Consider the following 17,326-nt stretch of genomic DNA (forward strand, 5'->3'; position numbering starts at 1 on the left):
CCATTGCCCGGATAACCGCCACCTTGATCACCCCCGAGGAACTGCGTGCCATCGCCTCCTGGTCCCGCGACCTGTCGGAGGGCGAATTCGAGGAGGCGCGACGCGGCATCTCCTTCAAGAGCTACGGCAAGGGCGCCTCGATCTGCCATGTCGGCGACCGGCTGGAATCCTGGACCGGCGTCGCCGACGGGCTGGTCAAGATGGCGACGACCTCGAAGACCGGGAAATCCGCGACGCTCGCCGGCATGCGCTCCGGCGCCTGGTTCGGCGAGGGCACCGTGATCAAAGCCGAGCCGCGACGCTACGAGCTGGTAGCACTGCGCGAATCCCGGATCGCCCTGATGCGGCGCTCGACCTTCCTCTGGCTGTTCGAGCATTCGGCCGCGTTCAACCGCTTCCTCGTCCACCAGTTCAACGAGCGCCTCGCCCAGTTCATCTCGCTGGCCGAGACCGAGCGAACGCTCGATTCGACCGGCCGCCTCGCCCGCAACCTCGCCTGGCTGTTCAACCCGATCCTCTACCCCGATCTCGGCCGCACGCTGGCGATCTCGCAGGAGGAGCTCGGCATGCTCGCCGGCATTTCCCGGCAGATGGCCAATCAGGGGCTGGCGAAGCTCGCCGATCTCGGCCTGATCGAGCTCGGCCATGGCAGCGTCACCATCCGCGACCTCGACCGGCTCGCCCGCTACGAAGGTTGAGTACGGTGCGACGGCACCAAATCGCCTCTCGCGCGTTCCCTTCCTCGAACAGCCATGGCTGAGAAAGGAAATGCCACCATGTTTGGCCTCCTCGACCTATTCACGAAACGGGTCAACGAGCAGATCGTCGCGTTTACCGCCGCACAATCCGATATCGCCCGCCGGCTCTGGGGCATTTGGTTCGATCCGTTCTATGCCTGCCAGCCGGTGAAAGTCCGCGCCGACCGCCGGAATTCCGGCCCGGCATCGGAGCGTTCGCCCGCGCAGCAGCGCCGTCATATCTGAACGGCAGCCAACACCGGCGTTCAGGTAACATTGCGCCGGGACCTGCTTTGATGAAGCGCGTCGAAAGAGAAGGAGACGACCATGCGTGGAATTCTCGTAGTCGCTGGCCTTGCTCTCGCTGCGATCGCCGCAACACCGGCCGCAGCCGCGCCCCTGACGCTCCCGCAGGCCGAGGCTCTCGATCGCCTGCCCGCCGAATACACCCGCCACAACCGCGAACACCGGATGTGGGAAATCGAGCGCAACATGGAGCGGCAGGACCGGTATGGCCGTCATCGCTACGGCCGCGACTATGACCGTGGCTATGGGTATGGCCGTCGCCACGGTGGCCCGCCGCCCTGGGCACCGGCTCATGGCTATCGGCGTCATCACTACGAGCGCTTCTGACGAGCGCCGCACGGTTCAGAAGCCCACCATCCCCCGAATGGTGGGCCGCTCTGCATCTCCAATGGAGGTTTCAGTCACGGCAGCGACGGCTAAACCGGCGCGTTGAACACAGCCTCGATCGCATGGCCGGCCGGGTCGACCACGAAGGCCGCGTAGTAATGCGGCCCGTAATGCGCGCGCAGGCCCGGCGCGCCATTGTCGCGCCCGCCATGTCGAAGCGCCGCCTCGTAGAACCGATCGACCGCGCCGCGATCCGGCGCCGCGAAGGCGAGATGGAAGCCCGGCCCAGGGGGCCTCTGCCCCTCCGGCCTGTGCTTCAGAGTAAGCTTGTCGCCGCCGCCCGGCTGGCCGTAGCCGACCGCCTGCCCGGTTTCGCCCGGCCGCAGATCCTGCCAGACCCTGACATAGCCGAGCGGCGCCAGCACCGCGTCGTAGAAGGCGCAGGCACGCTCGATATCGGTAACGCCGAAAGACAGATGATGAAGCATGTGTCGGTCCGCCATCGCCGCAGGCACGGTTCCGCCCGCCGATTCAATCTGCCGAATTCGTGAGGAAAATCAGGGCCGAAGCAGAAAAACCATCTAACACATCTGTGTGAGAAGCAGACTTCGGCGGGACAATAGTCACCAAAAGGCGAATTGTCTGTCAAGCGGGTCCTTGCAAGGATGATGGCCGCCTGCAAGTCTTGCATGAGAACGAGGCCGGAAACCGGCCCGCGGAAGTCGCCACGACGCATGGCGGCTCGACAGGGAGAACGCAATCGTGGCAAGCGGCACCGCCGGCGAGGCGGATACCTTTCCGAAATTGCTGTTGCGCAATGCAAGGGAGCGCGCCTCGCGCGTGGCCTTCCGCCACAAGGACCTGGGCATCTGGCAGTCCTGGAACTGGGCCGAGGTCGCGACCCATGTCCGCGATTTCGCCGAGGGCTTGCGGCAGCTCGGCCTGAAGCGCGGCGAGAAGGTCGCGATCATCGGCCAGAACCGGCCGAAGCTCTACTGGTCGATGTGCGCGGCGCAGTGGCTCGGCGCGATTCCCGTCCCTGTCTATGCCGACGGCGTCGCCGAGGAGATGGCCTATGTCCTCGACCATGCCGAGGCGGTCATCGCCGTGGTGCAGGACCAGGAGCAGGTCGACAAGCTGCTCTCGATCACCGAGCGCCTGCCGCATCTCAGGCACATGCTCTACGACGAGCCCCGGGGCCTGCGCGACTACGACCACAGCAAGCTCCACGCCATCGAGACGGTGATCGCGGCCGGCGCCAAGGCGCTGAAGGACCCGCAGATCGAGGCCGCACTGGCCCGCGAGATGGAACAGGGACAAGGCTCCGATCTCGGCATCATCCTCTACACCTCCGGGACGACCGGACGGCCCAAGGGCGTGATGCTCAGCCATTTCAACGTCCTCATCGCCGCCGAGATCGGCTGTGGCTTCGACGGGCTGAACGAGACCGACGAGGTCATCGCCTATCTGCCGATCGCCTGGGTCGGCGACCACGTCTTTTCCTACGCGCAGGCGATGCTGGCGGGCTTCTGCGTCAATTGCCCGGAAAGCCCGGACACGGTGATCGACGATCGCCGCGAAGTCGGCACCACCTATGCCTTCGCCCCGCCGCGCGTCTTCGAGAACATGCTGACCGTGACCATGGTGCGCATGGAGGATGCCGGCGCCCTGAAGCGGAAGATGTTCCACTATTTCCTGGATGTCGCGAAACGCTATGGCGAGCAGATCCTGAACGGCGAGAGCGTGCCGCTGAAGGGCCGCCTGCTCTACAGGCTCGGCGACATGCTGGTCTACGGCCCGCTGCGCAACCGCTTCGGCCTGACCAATATCAAGGTCGGCTACACCGCCGGCGAGGCGATCGGCCCCGAACTCTTCCGCTTCTACCGCTCGATCGGCATCAACCTGAAGCAGCTCTACGGCCAGACCGAGGCCGGGGTCTACATCACCATGCAGCCCAACGGCGAGATCAAGGCCGACACCGTCGGCAAGCCCGCGCCGATGGTCGATATCCGCATCGACGACAATGGCGAAGTGCTCTACCGCTCGCCCTCGATCTTCGGCGGCTATTACAAGGACCCCGACAAGACCGCGGAGACGATGACCACCGACGGCTATGTCCGCTCCGGCGATGCCGGCTTCTTCGACGACGGCGGCCATCTCAAGATCATCGACCGCGCCAAGGATGTCGGAAAGCTCAACAGCGGCGATCTCTTCCCGCCGAAATACATCGAGAACAAGCTGAAATTCTATCCCAACATCAAGGAGGTCGTGGCTTTCGGCCAGGGCCGCGACTACGCGACCGTCGCGCTCAATATCGACCTCATCGCCGTCGGCAACTGGGCCGAGCGCAACAATGTGGTCTATGCCTCCTATCAGGAGCTCGCCGGCCACGATCTCGTCTACGACATGATCGCCAAGCATGTCGACGAGGTGAACCGCTCGCTCGCCTCCGAGCCGATGATGGGCGGCGCCCAGATCAAGCGCTTCCTGATCCTGCACAAGGAGCTCGATGCCGACGACGGCGAGCTCACCCGCACCCAGAAGGTCCGCCGCGGCTTCATCGCCGAGCGTTACGCCCCGCTGGTCACCGCGCTTTATGACGGCTCGGACGCCGCCGACATCTCCACCGAAGTCACCTTCGAGGACGGCCGCAAGGGCGTGATCTCGGCCCGCGTCAAGGTGCGCGACGCCAGGCTCTATCCCGTCACGGTCGAGGGGGCGCCGACCGCGGCGAAGGCGGCATGAACGCGGAACCGATCAACGTGACCGGCGTGCCCGTCCGCGACAAAGGCGAGGTCCTGCTCTCGGTCGAGAACATCTCGCTGCGCTTCGGCGGGGTGAAGGCGATCAGCGACGTCTCCTTCGACATCCGCAAGGGCGAGATTCGCGCCATCATCGGCCCCAACGGCGCCGGCAAGACCTCGATGCTGAACTGCATCAACGGCTTCTACCAGCCGCAGGAAGGCCAGATCGTCTTCAAGGGGGAGCGCCGCGCCAAGATGCGCCCGCATCGCGCGGCTGCCGGCGGCATCGCCCGCACCTTCCAGAACGTCGCCCTGTTCAAGGGCATGTCGACGCTCGACAACATCATGACCGGCCGCACGCTCAAGATGAAGAAGGGTTTCTTCTGGCAAGCCCTGCGTCATGGCCCGGCAATGCAGGAGGAGATCGCGCATCGCCGCGTCGTCGAGGACATCATCGACTTCCTGCAGATCGAGCACATCCGCAAGCTGCCTGTCGGCAAACTGCCCTACGGCCTGCAGAAGCGCGTCGAGCTTGGCCGCGCGCTCGCGATGGAGCCGGAGCTGCTCCTGCTCGACGAGCCGATGGCCGGCATGAACCTGGAGGAGAAGGAGGACATGTGCCGCTTCATCCTCGACGTGAACAACCAGTTCGGCACCACCATTGCGTTGATCGAGCACGATATGGGGGTGGTGATGGACCTCTCCGACCGCGTCGTCGTGCTCGAATACGGCCGCAAGATCGCCGACGGCACGCCTGAAGAGGTCAAGGCCGACCAGGCGGTCATCGACGCCTATCTCGGCGTGGCCCATTGAGGAGCGTGGACATATGAGCGACATCGCCACCCGCCCCGCCCCGAACCTTCTGGCCAACCCGTTGGTCAAAGCGGGCTTGATCGTCGCCGCCGTCATTGCGGCACTCGCGATCGGCGTCCGGCTCGATTCCACCAACACGCTCTATGCGATCTTCGTCGACCCGTTCCAGCAGATGGTCCAGGCGCCGGACCTGCTGGTGCAGACGGTCTGGGAAGGGCTCGTCTCCGGCGTGCTCTACGCCCTGATCGCGCTCGGCTTCGTGCTGATCTTCAAGGCTTCGGGCGTGTTCAATTTCGCCCAGGGCATCATGGTGGTGTTCGCCGCGCTGACGCTGGTCGGCCTCTATGAGAAGGGCGTGCCGGCCTTCCTCGCGGTCATCCTGACGCTCGGCGTGATGTTCGCGCTCGCGGTCACGATCGAGCGCGTGGTGCTGCGCCCGCTGGTCAACCAGCCCGACATCATCCTGTTCATGGCGACCTTCGGCATCACCTATTTCCTGATCGGCTTCGGTGAATCGCTCTTCGGCGGCAGTCCCAAGCAGATGATCGCCGAGCAGCTCTATCTGCCGAAGGGCGCGATCGACCTGCAGATCCTCGGCGGGCTGGTCTCGCTGCAGAAGATCGACATCGCCGCGGCGCTCATCGCCTCGCTGATGATCGCGGCGCTCGCTGTCTTCTTCCAGTACACCCGCATCGGAAGGGCGCTCCGCGCCGTGGCCGACAGCCACAAGGCGGCGCTTTCGGTCGGCATCTCGCTCAACCAGATCTGGGTCATCGTCTGGTTCACCGCCGGCATCGTCGCGCTGATCACCGGCATCATGTGGGGCGCCCGCTCGGACGTCTCCTTCGCACTGGAAATCGTGGCGCTGAAGGCCCTGCCGGTGCTGATCCTCGGCGGCTTCACCTCGATCCCCGGCGCCATCGTCGGCGGCCTGATCATCGGCATCGGCGAGAAGCTCGGCGAGTTCTACTGGGGCCCGCTGATCGGCGGCGGCATCGAGAGCTGGCTCGCCTATTTCATCGCCCTGGGCTTCCTGCTGTTCCGGCCGCAGGGCCTGTTCGGCGACAAGATCATCGAACGTATCTGAGGAGCCGGACGACATGCTCTACCGCGAGGCCGGCCAATACAAATCCAGCTATTCCAGCGATATGGCGGTCTTCCCGCTCAAGGAAGACCGGATCGGCATCGCCGTCATCCTGGCGATCGCGCTGGTCGCGATCCCCTTCCTGGGCAGCGACTTCTTCATCGCCTCGGTGATGATCCCGTTCCTGATCTTCTCGCTGGCGGCGATCGGGCTCAACATCCTCACCGGCTATACCGGGCTGATCTCGCTCGGCACCGCCGCCTTCATGGGTGTCGGCGCCTATAGCTGCTACAAGCTCACCACGATCTTCCCGGGCGTGAACATCATCGTCCTGATCCTGGTCTCGGGCCTGTTCTCGGCCGGCATCGGCGTGCTTTTCGGCCTGCCCTCGCTGCGCATCAAGGGCTTCTATCTGGCGGTCGCGACGCTCGCCGCGCAGTTCTTCCTGCAATGGGCCTTCGTGCGCGTGCCCTGGCTGTTCAATTACAACGCCTCGGGCGCGATCGAGGTGCCGCAGCGCACCCTCTTCGACATTCCCCTGACAGGCGCGTCCGCGACCCCGGAGACCCGCTATTTCGTCTGCCTCGGCCTCGTCGTGGTGCTGACCTGGTTCGCCTCCAACATCGTCCACGGCAAGCTCGGCCGCTCCTGGATGGCGGTTCGCGACATGGACATCGCCGCCGAGCTGATGGGCATCAAGCTGCTCAACGCCAAGCTCGCCGCCTTCGCCGTCTCCTCGTATTTCTGCGGCGTCGCCGGCGCGATGATGATCTTCCTCTGGTACGGCGGCGGCGAGGCGGCGGACGTGTTCTCGATCCGCCTGTCCTTCAACATCCTGTTCATGGTCATCATCGGCGGCCTCGGCTCGCTCATCGGCTCCTTCTTCGGCGCGGCCTTTCTGTCGATCCTGCCGACGGCGCTGAAATTCGGCCTGCCGGCGCTCGGCGTCCCGATCCAGGGTGCGGCGGCCGAACATGTCACCTTCATGCTGGTCGGCGCGCTGATCATCATCTTCCTGATCGTCGAGCCGCACGGCCTCGCCAGGCTCTGGCAGATCGGGAAGCAGAAATTGCGGACGTGGCCCTTCCCGTACTGAGGCGGGAGAGAGTCCAAGAAACGACCGGCACGACAGAAGCGCCGGCGAAAACAAGACGGGACCGGCTGGAACCGGCCCGGAGGAAACGAACGGAGGAAGTCCATGAAGACCAGCAATCTGTTGAAGGGTGCCGCGCTCGGAGCCCTGTTCGCTGCCGGCGCGCTTGCCCCGGCGATGGCGCAGGACAGCGTCTATTTCGCCAACAACGCCTATCGCACCGGCCCGTTCTCGGGCTCGGGCATCCCGATCGGCGACGGCATGCGCGACTACATCACGATGATCAACGAGCGCGACGGCGGCGTGAACGGCGTCAAGGTCATCTACGAGGAATGCGAGACCGGCTACGACACCAAGAAGTCGATCGAGTGCTACGAGCAGGCCAAGTCGAAGAACACCATCGTCTACTCGCCTTGGTCGACCGGCGCGACGCTGGCCGCGATCCCGCGCGCTCATGTCGACAAGATCCCGATCTTGTCGATGGCCTACGGCCTGTCCTCCTCGGCTGACGGCACGAACTTCCCCTGGGTCTTCATCCCGCCCTTCACCTATTGGGACGGCGCCTCCGTCATGGTGAAGCACATGGCGGCCGAGCTCGGCGGCATGGACAAGCTCAAGGGCAAGAAGCTCGGCCTCGTCCATCTCGACGCGCCCTTCGGCAAGGAGCCGATCCCGGTCCTCGAGAACCTCGCCAAGAAATACGGCTTCGAGCTCAAGCTCTATCCGGTGGCCGCAGCCGACATGCAGAACCAGGGCTCGCTCTGGCTCTCGATCCGCCGCGACCGGCCGGACTTCATCTATAACCAGGGCTGGGGCGCGATGAACCCGACCGCGGTCAAGGAAGCGATCAAGAACAACTTCCCGATCGGCAAGCTGGTCGGCGTCTGGTGGGCCGGTGGCGATGACGACGCCCGCGCCGGCGGCGACCAGGCCAAGGGTTACAAGTCGCTGAGCTGGACGCTCGCCGGCACCGAGGCGCCCGCCATGCAGGACATCCTCAAATACGTGGTCGACAAGGGCAAGAGCACGACGCCGAAGGAGAAGGTCGGCGAAGCCCTCTACAATCGCGGCGTCTACAACGCGATGCTCGTCGTCGAGGCCGTGCGCAACGCGCAGAAGCTGACCGGCAAGAAGGTGATCACCTCCGAGGACATGCGCCGCGGCCTGGAATCGCTCAATCTCACCGAAGCGCGCCTCAAGGAGATCGGGCTTGGCGGCTTCGTCACGCCGACCACGATCTCCTGCACCGACCATTCCGGCCACAGCAAGATGTTCGTCTCCGAGTGGGACGGCACCAAGTGGACCAAGAAGGGCGATTGGGTCGAGCCTCTGAAGGACGAGGTGCGGCCGCTGATCGAGGCCAACGCCAAGGACTATATCGAGAAGGCTGGCAACTGGCCCAAGCGCACCGAGCCCTGCGAAAAGTCGTCTTGATCTGACGGCAGCCGGCGGCGGCTCCCCGCCGCTCTTCCTTCTCCCCTCGGGGGAGAAGGTGTCTGCGAAGCAGACGGATGAGGGCAGACCTGCTCAGCTCTCATCCGTCATTTCCCTCATCCGACCCGGCTGACGCCGGGCCACCTTCTCCCCCGAGGGGAGAAGGAAGGAGCGTGAGATGTCGACCGCCACCCTCGAAAAGCCAACAGCAACGACCGCGAGCGACACCATCCTGTCGCTCAACAATATCGAGGTCATCTACGACCATGTCGTGCTGGTGCTGAAGGGCGTCTCGCTCACCGTGCCGCGCCAGGGCATCGTCGCGATCCTCGGTGCCAACGGCGCCGGCAAGACCACGACGCTGAAGGCGATCTCCAACCTGCTCAAGGCCGAGCGCGGCGAGGTCACCAAGGGCTCGATCGTCTTCGACGGCGAGCGCGTCGACAGGATGTCGCCGAACGAGCTCGTCCGACGCGGCTGCATCCAGGTCATGGAAGGCCGGCACTGCTTCGGCCATCTCTCGATCGAGGAGAACCTGCTGACCGGCGCCTTCACCCGCCGCGACGGCAATGCCGCGATCAAGCGCGACCTCGAGAAGATCTACACCTTGTTCCCGCGCCTGAAACAGCGGCGCTCATCGCAGGCCGGCTACACCTCCGGCGGCGAGCAGCAGATGTGCGCCATCGGCCGGGCGATGATGTCGAACCCCAAGATGATCCTGCTCGACGAGCCCTCGATGGGCCTCGCCCCGCAGATCGTCGAGGAGATCTTCGAGATCGTCCGGGGGCTCAACGCCGACGAGGGTGTGTCTTTCCTCGTCGCCGAGCAGAACACCAACATGGCGCTGCGCTACGCGACCTACGGCTACATCATGGAGACCGGCCGCGTCGTCATGGACGGCGAGGCGAAGATGCTGCGCGAGAACGAGGACGTGAAGGAATTCTACCTCGGCGTCGCCGAGGGCAACAAGAAGTCCTTCCGCGAGGTGAAGAGCTACAAGCGCCGCAAGCGCTGGCTGTCGTGACCTCACGCGATCCGGCACCGCACCCCGATAGACGAGACCCCGCCATGACAGAGCACCACGACGCGCTCGAAACCCGCTCGCCTGCCGCGCGCGAGGCCGATCTCTTCGCCCGCCTGCCGGCGGTGCTGGCGGCCGCTATGAGAGCCCCGGCCTATGCCGAGCGGCTCACCGGCATCGATCCCGCCGCGATCACCGATCGCAAGGCGCTGGCCGGGCTGCCGATCCTGCGCAAGGCGGAGCTGCCCGCCCTGCAGAAGGCGGCCCTACCCTTCGGCGGCTTCGTCGCGGAGGCGCCCGGCTCCTTCGGCCGCCTCTTCACCTCGCCCGGCCCGATCTTCGAGCCCGAGGGCACCGCGATCGACCCCTGGGGCGCCGCGCGCGGCCTCTACGCCGCCGGCTTCCGGCCGGGCGATATCGTCCTGAACACGCTGAGCTATCACCTGACGCCTGGCGGTTTCATCATGGATTCCGCCGCACGCGCGCTCGGCTGCACCGTGATCCCGGCAGGTCCCGGCAATACCGAGCAGCAGATGGAGGTGATCTCCGCCTACCGCCCGAGCGCCTATGCCGGCACGCCCGATTTCCTCAAGATCCTGATCGAGGCGGCGCAGACGCGTGGCGTCGACATCTCCTCGATCAAGCGCGCTGTCGTCTCCGGCGCCGCCTTCCCGCCCTCGCTGCAAGCCTGGGTCAAGGAGCGCGGCATCGATGCCTACCAGCTCTATGCCACCGCCGATGTCGGCGTCATCGCCTATGAGACCGCGGCCCGTGAGGGCATGGTGCTGAATGAGAACCTGATCGTCGAGATCGTCCGGCCGGGCACTGGCGATCCCGTCCCCGAGGGCGAGGTCGGCGAGGTCGTGATCACCAATCTCGACCCGCATCATCCCCAGATCAGGCTCGCGGTCGGCGATCTCACCGCCATCCTGCCGGGCACGAGCGCCTGCGGTCGCAGCAACACCCGGATCAAGGGCTGGATGGGCCGCGCCGACCAGACCGCCAAGATCAAGGGCATGTTCGTGCGGCCCGAACAGGTCGCCGAGATCGCCAGGCGCCACGCCGAGATCGCAAAACTCCGCCTCGTCGTCGGCCGCGCCAACGAGACCGACACCATGACCTTGAAGGCCGAGATCTACGCCGAGGCCGCTGGCCTGATCGACGCGGTCTCCTCGACCTTGCAGCAGGTGACGAAGCTGAAGGGAGCAGTCGAGATCCTGCCGCTCGGCGCCTTGCCGAACGACGGCAAGGTCATCGCCGACGAACGGCCGGTGGGATAGACGCGTCGTCCTGAAAGAAGCGCGGGATCCCCTCTCCTGTAAGGAGAGGGGTAGGGGTGAGGTGTCGGCCGTTGGACGGTTTCGCTCGCCCTGACCGCAGCAGCAGCGGTTAGATCACAGCTACGGGTGTCCAAGGGCCTACCCCTCACCCTGCCCTCTCCCTCCGGGAGAGGGTTCCCTGCGCCTTCTTCACCATGCGATCGGGTTCTCCCCATGCTCGTCCAGCCACGCATTGGCCCGGCTGAACGGCTTCGAGCCGAAGAAGCCTCGCCGGGCCGACAAGGGCGAGGGATGGGCGCTGGCGATGACCAGATGCCGGCTCTCGTCGATCAGGGGCCGTTTCGTTTGCGCCGGAGCGCCCCAGAGCAGGAAGGCGACATGCGGCCGCTGGCGTGAAACCGCCGCGATCACCGCGTCCGTTACCGCGCCCCAGCCGAGCGAGAGATGCGAGCCGGCCTTGCTCGCTCCCTCGCGCACTGTCAACGCCGTGTTGAGCAGCAAGACGCCCTGCTTCGCCCAGCGCGTCAGGTCACCGTCCGAGGGCGCGGGCTCTCCCAGATCCTCCGCCCGCTCCTTGTAGATATTGACGAGCGAGCGCGGCAGCGGCGGCGGTCCGACATAGGAGAAGGCGAGCCCATTGGCATGGCCCGGCGTCGGATAGGGGTCTTGGCCCAGGATGACGGCCCGGACCGTATCGAGCGGCGTCAGCGCCAGCGCGGCGAAGACCCGCTCCGGCACTGGGGCCACCACATGCCCGGCCGCCCGCTCGGCATCGACCGCGGCGCAGGCGCGCGCGGCAGCCCCATCGGCCGCGAAGACCGGCAGCTCGCGCCAGCCTCGTGCCCCCTCGCTCGCCAGGAAGGCTGCGAGCGCCTCGCTGCAACTCACTTCAGGACCGCCCGGCCTTCGACCCTGGCATCGACCGTGCCGAGCTTGCGGACATAGACCATCACTTCGTTGGCCATCAACTTGCCGTCGGTGAGGCCGATCAGCGTCCTGCCACGGCTCAGCGCCGTGTAGCCGTCGCCGCCCTCCAGCATGAAGTTATTGGAGGCGACGGTGTATTTGCCGGCCGGATCGATCGGCTTGCCGTCGACCGTGACGGCACCGACGCGCGAACCCTGCGGCTGCTTGAGATCGGCCTCGAATGTCAGGCCGGACACCACCGGGAAGCGGCCGGCGCCCTGCGGCGCATCGCGCAAGCCGTTCTCGATCGCGTCCTTCACGTCCTTGCCGGTGATCTCGACCATCACGGTGGCGTTTCCGAAGGGCAGCTCGCTCAGCACGTCGCGGCGGGTCAGCTTCTGTCCGGTGGCATATTGCTTGTTGGCGCGGATGCCGCCGGCATTGGTGATGGCGAGCTGGGCGCCGGTCGCGGCGCGGATCGCATCGGCGATCAGGTTTCCGATCGCGGTCTCCTGGGTGCGGATGACGCCGGTGCGGGAATCGAGCGGCGCGGCCAGCGTCGCGATGTCGACGTCGAGCTCCTTCGAAAGCTCACCCTCATAGCCCTTGATGATGGCGGCGACATCCGGGTCCGGCGTCGCTGCGCGGGAATCGTTGACGCGGAAGGTCGGCGTCCACGAGACCTGCCGCGCCGCGCCCTCGCCCTTGACGCTGACGGCGATGTCGATCGCGGTGACGTAATTGCCCTCCTCGTTCGACTCGACCATCACGACCTTGCCGTCATAGGCGATGGCGAGATCGTGGTCGTGGCCGGTGAGCACGATATCGACCACGCGCGAGCGCACGATCTCGTAATCCGTCTTCCGGTCGGCATGGACGACCGCAACGAGAATATCGGCGCCCTTGCCCTTCAAAACCTTGGCCTCGCGGCGCAGCGCCTCCATGGTCGAGGAGAATTTCAGGTCGCCGGGGAAGGAGACCTGCGGCGTCGGGTCGAAGGCCGTGCCGATGACGCCGACCTTGATGCCGCCGAGCTCGAAGATCTGCGAATCCTTGTGATGGGGCAGGATGCTGCCGGCCGCATCGCGCAGGTTAGCGGCGAAGGTCGGGTAGGTCTGCGCCGCCGTCAGCTTGAGGTAGTTCTCCTTGCCGAAATCGAATTCGTGGTTGCCGGGCACGAAGACGTCGATCCCCATCTTGTTCTGCATCGCGACGATATGCGCGCCCTGGTCGAAGCCCGACATCAGCGAGGGCGAGTAGCAGTCGCCGGCATGGCAGAACAGCACCGGCACACCCTTGGCGCGTTCGGCCTTGGCGATGCCGGCGGCGCGGGCGAAGCCGCCGCGGCCCTTGTCATCGCTCATCTTGTAGATGTCGTTGAGCAGCAGCAGCGTGAAGCTCGGCGCCGGCTGCTGGGCCATCGCCGCCGGAGCCGTCGCGGCGAGCGTCACTGGCGCCGCCAGGACGCCGAGAGCCTTGCGGCGGGTGAGCTTCGTCATGGCGAGCGCCCTTATGTCCTGAGAACCGCTCCAGACTAGCAAGAACAGAGCCGGGCTGGCCAGAGCAAGACGCGCCATAGGAAGCCGATGGCAGCGATGTCGCACCTCGACTTTCGGAGGGTTTCGAGGCTGGACGAAAGCGCGAACTCGTCTAAACCACGGGTTCAAGGAGAGCCCGCGCTCATGACTGCTGACATCGCCACGGGACTGGCCAGCGAGGCCGCTTCCCAGCCCGCCGACCATCCCAAGGTGCAATACGGACGCATCGGCGTTCTGCTGATGAATCTCGGCACGCCCGAAGGCACCGGCTACTGGCCGATGCGCGCCTATCTCAAGGAGTTCCTCTCCGACCGCCGCGTCATCGAGGAGCCCCGCTGGAAATGGTGGCCGATCCTCAACCTGATCATCCTGTCGACCCGGCCCGGCCGCAAGGGCAAGGACTACGCCTCGGTCTGGAACAAGGAGCGCAATGAGGGGCCGCTCAAGACCATCACCCGCTCGCAGACCGAACAGCTGGCCGAGCGCCTGAAGCCGCTTTCCGGCGAGCGCGTCGTCTTCGACTGGGCGATGCGCTACGGTTTTCCCGATGTGCAGAGCCGCTTGAAGGCGCTGCTCGACCAGGGCTGCGACCGCATCCTGCTGGTACCGCTCTATCCGCAATATGCTGCGCCGACCTCGGCCACCGCCTGCGACCAGGCTTTTCGCGCGCTGATGCAGATGCGCTGGCAGCCTTCGGTGCGCGTCGCCCCGCCCTATCACGACGACCCCGTCTATATCGGCGCGCTTGCCCGCTCGATGCGCGCCTCGCTGGCGAAGCTCGATTTCGCGCCGGAGGTCATCCTCTGCTCCTTCCACGGCATGCCCAGGGAGTACCTGCTCAAGGGCGACCCCTATTACTGCCAGTGCGTCAAGACCTGGCGCCTGCTGCGCGCCGAGCTCGGCCTCTCCGAGGAGCAGTTCCCGCTGACCTTCCAGTCGCGCTTCGGGCCGGACGAATGGCTCCAGCCCTATACTGACGAGACGGTGAAGGCGCTGGCCCAGGCCGGCAAGAAATCGATGGCGATCGTCGCGCCCGGCTTCTCGGCCGACTGTCTGGAGACGCTGGAAGAACTCGACGGCGAGAACCGCGAGATCTTCCTGCACAATGGCGGCGAGACATTCGCCTATCTGCCCTGCCTGAACGATTCCCGCGAAGGCATCGACGTCATCGCCGAAGTCGTGCAGCGCGAGTTGATGGGCTGGCTCTGAATTAGCCCTCGCCGATGACGAAGCGCGCCACGCTCTCGGCCACCGGCCGCGCCTTCAGGATGCGGCGATGGCCGAGCCCGTCCGTCGCTTCCAGCCGGACGAACGGGCCGGTTTCCGCCAGCGCTTGCGCATGCTGGAAGCCGAGTTCGCGATCCTGCCTGTCGTGGATCACCAGCGTCGGCAGCCCGATCGCCTTGAGCTGAAGCGGCGCCTCGAAAGCCTCGACCGGATTGCCGGCCACGACATGGATGCGCCGTTCCAGCGCCGCCTGCCCGCGCCGGCCAAGCCCGATCGCGTGGCCGAACTGCCGGGTGATTCCGGTGATCGAGGACGGCGCCGAGATCAGCACAAGCCGGTCAGCGCTGACCACCGGCTGTCCCCTGACCGAGCCCGCCAGTGCGGCCAGCGTGATCGCGCCGCCGAAGGAATGGGTGACGATCGCGTGGAATGGCCCGAACACCCGCGCGACCGCCGCAAGGCTCGCGACGCCGAGCGGAATATTGAGTTCCCGCCCCGTCGAGGCGCCATGGCCGGGCAGGTCGAAGGCGACCACTCGGAAACCCGCCGTCAGGAGCGGCTCGACGAAGCCCGTCATCGAGGCCGCATCGCCGGTCCAGCCATGGACCAGCAGCACCGTCCGGGTCGGCGCCCGCTCCTCAGGCTCGAAGACATAGGCCTGCACGCTCCCGCACGGAAACGGTATCGCGCGCAAGCTCGCTTGTCGCAGCCGCGGCGGCAGCGCCGGCTGCCCCATCTTGCCGTTTCCGTTTCGCGTCGACGGCCTCGGCGGGGTACAGAAGAGGCGGAAGGCCAGCCGGCCGGTCGTGCGCGGAGCTATGAAGCTCGCGGCCTGGACCAGCGGGCGCATGTAGCGAAGGGTGGCAGTGGTCATGGCGAAGCCCCGATCTTGTTCAGCACTGAACCATTATGTTCAGCCATGAACAAAATACAAGCCCCTTCTGCTTCGCCTGAAGCGCAGGTCCTGCCCTGGGAATTGCCGCGTTTCCGCAACTGGATCGCCGTCGCCCGCGCGCACAGCCTCTGGGAGAAGGTCTTCACAGAGGCCCTGGCGCCGCTCGACATCCAGCTCGCTCATTACGACGTGCTCGCCAATATCTTCCATGTCCCCGGCCTCTCCCAGCAGGCGCTTGCCGAGAAGCTCCTGGTCGGGCGCAGCGCGATGAGCATGCTGCTGCCCGTACTGGAGAAGCGCGGCCTGATCGAGCGCCGCAATGACGAGGCCGACAAGCGCCTGCGCCGCCTCTGGCTCACGCGCGAGGGCGAGGCGCTGACCCGCAAGGCGATGGCGGTCCATGTCGCCGAGATCGAGGCGATGATGCAGGTGCTGAGCGACGAAGAATGCAACGCCGCCGGCGAGGCGATGCGCCGTGTCGGCAAGGCGCTCGAAGCGCGTGGCGGCGCGGCAACGAGCCGCCCCGAAAAGCCGTAAGGCCCGACGCGCTCAGAGCGCCAGGATCACCCGCGCCACCGCGTCGAGCGCAGCGTCCGCGTCAGTGCAGGCCTGCGCACCATCCACCGTCGGGGCGCCTTCCAGCAGGAAGACCGGGCGCTTGAACTGCAAGGCGAAGGCGATCTCGGACAAGGTGCCGTAACCGCCGCCGATCGCGACGAGGCAGCAGGCGGCCCGGGCGATCAACGCATTGCGGGCGACGCCGATGCCGGTCGCAAGCGGAACGGTGACGTAAGGATTGGCCGCCTCCGGCTCGTCATCGGGCAGAAGGCCGATCGACAGGCCGCCGGCTTCCGCCACGCCGCGGCAGACCTCCTCCATCACCCCGGCGCGGCCGCCGCACAAGACGGTGACGCCATGCTCCGCGAGCCGCCGCCCCATCGCAACGGCGGCGGCTTCCTGCGCAGCGCTCGGCGTGCGCGTCCCGATCACGGCGACGGGCGTCCGCAGCGGCGTCCCGCTATCGCGCTGGAGCCAGTGAAGGGCGCGGGCCGGAGAGACGGGTTCTCCCCGCCCTGCCGTTTCCGTCGCCTCGCTCCAGCGCCGGGTCGCCGGATCGAAGATCCGGCCGCGCCCGTCGAGCAGTTGCCCGGTCTCGCGATCAAGTCGCAGTTGCAGGTCTCGAAGCATCGGCTCAGGCCGGCTTCTTCTCCTCACCGAAAGCGGAGATGCCGCCATGCTTGGCCGACCAGCTCGCCGGGTCGTTCAGGAAGCTCTCGACCTCGGCCAGGATATGCGGCTCGAAATGGCCGCTCTCCTTGGCCACGGCCAGCACGTCCCACCAGGTGGTGAGATAATGCAGGTTGACGCCGATCTCGGCCATCAGCTCGCGGCTCTTCGGGAAGATGTCGTAATAGAACAGCACGAAGCAGTGCTGCACATCGGCGCCGGCATTGCGCAGCGCCTCGGCGAAATTGACCTTGCTGCGGCCGTCGGTGGCGAGATCCTCGACCAGCAGCGTGCGCGCGCCCTCGACGACCGAGCCCTCGATCTGGGCATTGCGACCAAAACCCTTCGGCTTCTTGCGGACATATTGCATCGGCAGCGACAGCCGATCGGAGATCCAGGCGGCGAAGGGAATGCCCGCCGTCTCGCCACCGGCGATGATGTCGAGCGACTCGTAGCCGATATCGCGCACGATCGTCGTCGCCGCGAAATCGATCAGCGTCGAGCGCAGGCGCGGATAGGAGATGATCTTGCGGCAGTCGATATAGACCGGGCTGGCCCAACCCGAGGTGAAGAAGAAGGGCTTGTCGCTGTAAAAGTGCACAGCCTTGATTTCGAGCAGCATCTTGGCCGCTTCGCGCGCGATCACGGTCCTGTCGGTGGGGGTGAACAGGTGGGACATGGCGCGGTATCTCCG

The 17,326-nt window shown here is 66.0% G+C and carries 18 protein-coding genes; 12 read left to right on the forward strand and 6 right to left on the reverse strand.

Translation table 11 applies throughout. The annotated features are described in order from the left end of the window. The first annotated feature begins 23 nt into the window (after positions 1-23). From ACWIEX_RS24305 to ACWIEX_RS24315, 3 genes are all read left to right on the forward strand, one after another. A complete protein-coding gene (locus tag ACWIEX_RS24305; RefSeq protein ID WP_454035483.1) occupies positions 24-698 on the forward strand; it encodes a Crp/Fnr family transcriptional regulator in 675 nt (224 codons plus the stop codon). A 78-nt stretch (positions 699-776) separates the two neighbouring features. Then, a complete protein-coding gene (locus ACWIEX_RS24310) occupies positions 777-983 on the forward strand; it encodes a hypothetical protein (RefSeq protein WP_454035484.1) in 207 nt (68 codons plus the stop codon). 81 nt (positions 984-1,064) lie between these two features. After that, positions 1,065-1,370 carry a hypothetical protein gene (locus ACWIEX_RS24315; protein WP_454035485.1) on the forward strand — a complete coding sequence of 102 codons (306 nt, stop codon included), beginning with the start codon at positions 1,065-1,067 and terminating at the stop codon, positions 1,368-1,370. Positions 1,371-1,459: 89 nt separating this feature from the next. Here the strand turns inward: ACWIEX_RS24315 and ACWIEX_RS24320 are convergent, their stop codons facing one another. Beyond that, positions 1,460-1,858 (reverse strand): VOC family protein, encoded by a 399-nt coding sequence (locus ACWIEX_RS24320; protein WP_454035486.1) that lies wholly within the window; start codon positions 1,856-1,858, stop codon positions 1,460-1,462. A gap of 271 nt (positions 1,859-2,129) precedes the next feature. Between ACWIEX_RS24320 and ACWIEX_RS24325 the strand changes: the two genes are divergently transcribed. The 7 genes from ACWIEX_RS24325 (at position 2,130) to ACWIEX_RS24355 (ending at position 10,839) form a co-directional block, all read left to right on the forward strand. Then, positions 2,130-4,115, forward strand: coding sequence for an AMP-dependent synthetase/ligase (locus ACWIEX_RS24325; protein WP_454035635.1), 1,986 nt, complete (start codon positions 2,130-2,132; stop codon positions 4,113-4,115). Further along, positions 4,112-4,927: an ABC transporter ATP-binding protein gene (locus ACWIEX_RS24330; protein ID WP_454035487.1), complete on the forward strand. Its 816-nt coding sequence runs from the start codon at positions 4,112-4,114 to the stop codon at positions 4,925-4,927. Before ACWIEX_RS24325 ends, ACWIEX_RS24330 begins: the two co-directional genes overlap by 4 nt. Positions 4,928-5,099: 172 nt before the next feature. After that, entirely contained in the window at positions 5,100-6,014 is a 915-nt protein-coding gene (locus tag ACWIEX_RS24335; RefSeq protein WP_454035636.1) for a branched-chain amino acid ABC transporter permease, read from the forward strand. Between the two features lie 13 nt (positions 6,015-6,027). Next, positions 6,028-7,107, forward strand: coding sequence for a branched-chain amino acid ABC transporter permease (locus tag ACWIEX_RS24340; RefSeq protein WP_454035488.1), 1,080 nt, complete (start codon positions 6,028-6,030; stop codon positions 7,105-7,107). 102 nt (positions 7,108-7,209) lie between these two features. Then, on the forward strand, positions 7,210-8,538 hold the full coding sequence (locus ACWIEX_RS24345; protein ID WP_454035489.1) for an ABC transporter substrate-binding protein: 1,329 nt from the start codon (positions 7,210-7,212) through the stop codon (positions 8,536-8,538). 178 nt (positions 8,539-8,716) lie between these two features. Continuing rightward, positions 8,717-9,562 carry an ABC transporter ATP-binding protein gene (locus ACWIEX_RS24350; protein ID WP_454035490.1) on the forward strand — a complete coding sequence of 282 codons (846 nt, stop codon included), beginning with the start codon at positions 8,717-8,719 and terminating at the stop codon, positions 9,560-9,562. A gap of 44 nt (positions 9,563-9,606) precedes the next feature. Continuing rightward, complete coding sequence (locus tag ACWIEX_RS24355; protein ID WP_454035491.1) at positions 9,607-10,839, forward strand: phenylacetate--CoA ligase family protein; 1,233 nt, start codon at positions 9,607-9,609, stop codon at positions 10,837-10,839. A 189-nt stretch (positions 10,840-11,028) separates the two neighbouring features. Here ACWIEX_RS24355 and ung read toward each other — a convergent pair whose 3' ends face one another. Continuing rightward, complete coding sequence (ung, locus tag ACWIEX_RS24360) at positions 11,029-11,727, reverse strand: uracil-DNA glycosylase (protein WP_454035492.1); 699 nt, start codon at positions 11,725-11,727, stop codon at positions 11,029-11,031. Then, the gene (locus tag ACWIEX_RS24365) at positions 11,724-13,244 is read right to left on the reverse strand and encodes a bifunctional metallophosphatase/5'-nucleotidase (protein ID WP_454035493.1); all 1,521 of its coding nucleotides are present in this window, start codon (positions 13,242-13,244) and stop codon (positions 11,724-11,726) included. The genes ung and ACWIEX_RS24365 overlap by 4 nt, the downstream gene beginning before the upstream one ends. 183 nt (positions 13,245-13,427) lie before the next feature. Here ACWIEX_RS24365 and hemH point away from each other — a divergent pair, with 183 nt between their 5' ends. Beyond that, a complete protein-coding gene (hemH, locus tag ACWIEX_RS24370) occupies positions 13,428-14,492 on the forward strand; it encodes a ferrochelatase (protein WP_454035494.1) in 1,065 nt (354 codons plus the stop codon). Between the two features lies 1 nt (position 14,493). On the opposite strand, the gene ACWIEX_RS24375 is transcribed toward hemH, so the two are convergent. Beyond that, positions 14,494-15,384 carry an alpha/beta fold hydrolase gene (locus ACWIEX_RS24375; protein WP_454035495.1) on the reverse strand — a complete coding sequence of 297 codons (891 nt, stop codon included), beginning with the start codon at positions 15,382-15,384 and terminating at the stop codon, positions 14,494-14,496. Positions 15,385-15,429: 45 nt separating this feature from the next. Here ACWIEX_RS24375 and ACWIEX_RS24380 point away from each other — a divergent pair, with 45 nt between their 5' ends. Continuing rightward, a complete protein-coding gene (locus ACWIEX_RS24380; protein ID WP_454035496.1) occupies positions 15,430-15,942 on the forward strand; it encodes a MarR family winged helix-turn-helix transcriptional regulator in 513 nt (170 codons plus the stop codon). Positions 15,943-15,954: 12 nt separating this feature from the next. Here ACWIEX_RS24380 and ACWIEX_RS24385 read toward each other — a convergent pair whose 3' ends face one another. Both ACWIEX_RS24385 and ACWIEX_RS24390 read right to left on the reverse strand, forming a co-directional pair. Then, positions 15,955-16,593: a TIGR00725 family protein gene (locus ACWIEX_RS24385; protein WP_454035497.1), complete on the reverse strand. Its 639-nt coding sequence runs from the start codon at positions 16,591-16,593 to the stop codon at positions 15,955-15,957. A gap of 4 nt (positions 16,594-16,597) precedes the next feature. Next, positions 16,598-17,311, reverse strand: a complete 714-nt coding sequence (locus ACWIEX_RS24390) for an orotate phosphoribosyltransferase (RefSeq protein ID WP_454035498.1) — start codon at positions 17,309-17,311, stop codon at positions 16,598-16,600. Between the last annotated feature and the right edge of the window lie 15 nt (positions 17,312-17,326).

The sequence above is a fragment of the Allobosea sp. NPDC055353 genome (genome assembly GCF_053644975.1).

What these genes read in the sequence shown, in the direction of transcription:
- ACWIEX_RS24310 (WP_454035484.1), top strand. Translation starts at nt 777, where the DNA reads ATGTTTGGCCTCCTCGACCTATTCACGAAACGGGTCAACGAGCAGATC.
- ACWIEX_RS24315 (WP_454035485.1), top strand. Translation starts at nt 1,065, where the DNA reads ATGCGTGGAATTCTCGTAGTCGCTGGCCTTGCTCTCGCTGCGATCGCC.
- ACWIEX_RS24320 (WP_454035486.1), bottom strand. Translation starts at nt 1,858, where the DNA reads ATGCTTCATCATCTGTCTTTCGGCGTTACCGATATCGAGCGTGCCTGC.
- ACWIEX_RS24330 (WP_454035487.1), top strand. Translation starts at nt 4,112, where the DNA reads ATGAACGCGGAACCGATCAACGTGACCGGCGTGCCCGTCCGCGACAAA.
- ACWIEX_RS24335 (WP_454035636.1), top strand. Translation starts at nt 5,100, where the DNA reads ATGGTCCAGGCGCCGGACCTGCTGGTGCAGACGGTCTGGGAAGGGCTC.
- ACWIEX_RS24340 (WP_454035488.1), top strand. Translation starts at nt 6,028, where the DNA reads ATGCTCTACCGCGAGGCCGGCCAATACAAATCCAGCTATTCCAGCGAT.
- ACWIEX_RS24345 (WP_454035489.1), top strand. Translation starts at nt 7,210, where the DNA reads ATGAAGACCAGCAATCTGTTGAAGGGTGCCGCGCTCGGAGCCCTGTTC.
- ACWIEX_RS24350 (WP_454035490.1), top strand. Translation starts at nt 8,717, where the DNA reads ATGTCGACCGCCACCCTCGAAAAGCCAACAGCAACGACCGCGAGCGAC.
- ACWIEX_RS24355 (WP_454035491.1), top strand. Translation starts at nt 9,607, where the DNA reads ATGACAGAGCACCACGACGCGCTCGAAACCCGCTCGCCTGCCGCGCGC.
- ACWIEX_RS24365 (WP_454035493.1), bottom strand. Translation starts at nt 13,244, where the DNA reads ATGACGAAGCTCACCCGCCGCAAGGCTCTCGGCGTCCTGGCGGCGCCA.
- hemH (WP_454035494.1), top strand. Translation starts at nt 13,428, where the DNA reads ATGACTGCTGACATCGCCACGGGACTGGCCAGCGAGGCCGCTTCCCAG.
- ACWIEX_RS24375 (WP_454035495.1), bottom strand. Translation starts at nt 15,384, where the DNA reads ATGACCACTGCCACCCTTCGCTACATGCGCCCGCTGGTCCAGGCCGCG.
- ACWIEX_RS24380 (WP_454035496.1), top strand. Translation starts at nt 15,430, where the DNA reads ATGAACAAAATACAAGCCCCTTCTGCTTCGCCTGAAGCGCAGGTCCTG.
- ACWIEX_RS24385 (WP_454035497.1), bottom strand. Translation starts at nt 16,593, where the DNA reads ATGCTTCGAGACCTGCAACTGCGACTTGATCGCGAGACCGGGCAACTG.
- ACWIEX_RS24390 (WP_454035498.1), bottom strand. Translation starts at nt 17,311, where the DNA reads ATGTCCCACCTGTTCACCCCCACCGACAGGACCGTGATCGCGCGCGAA.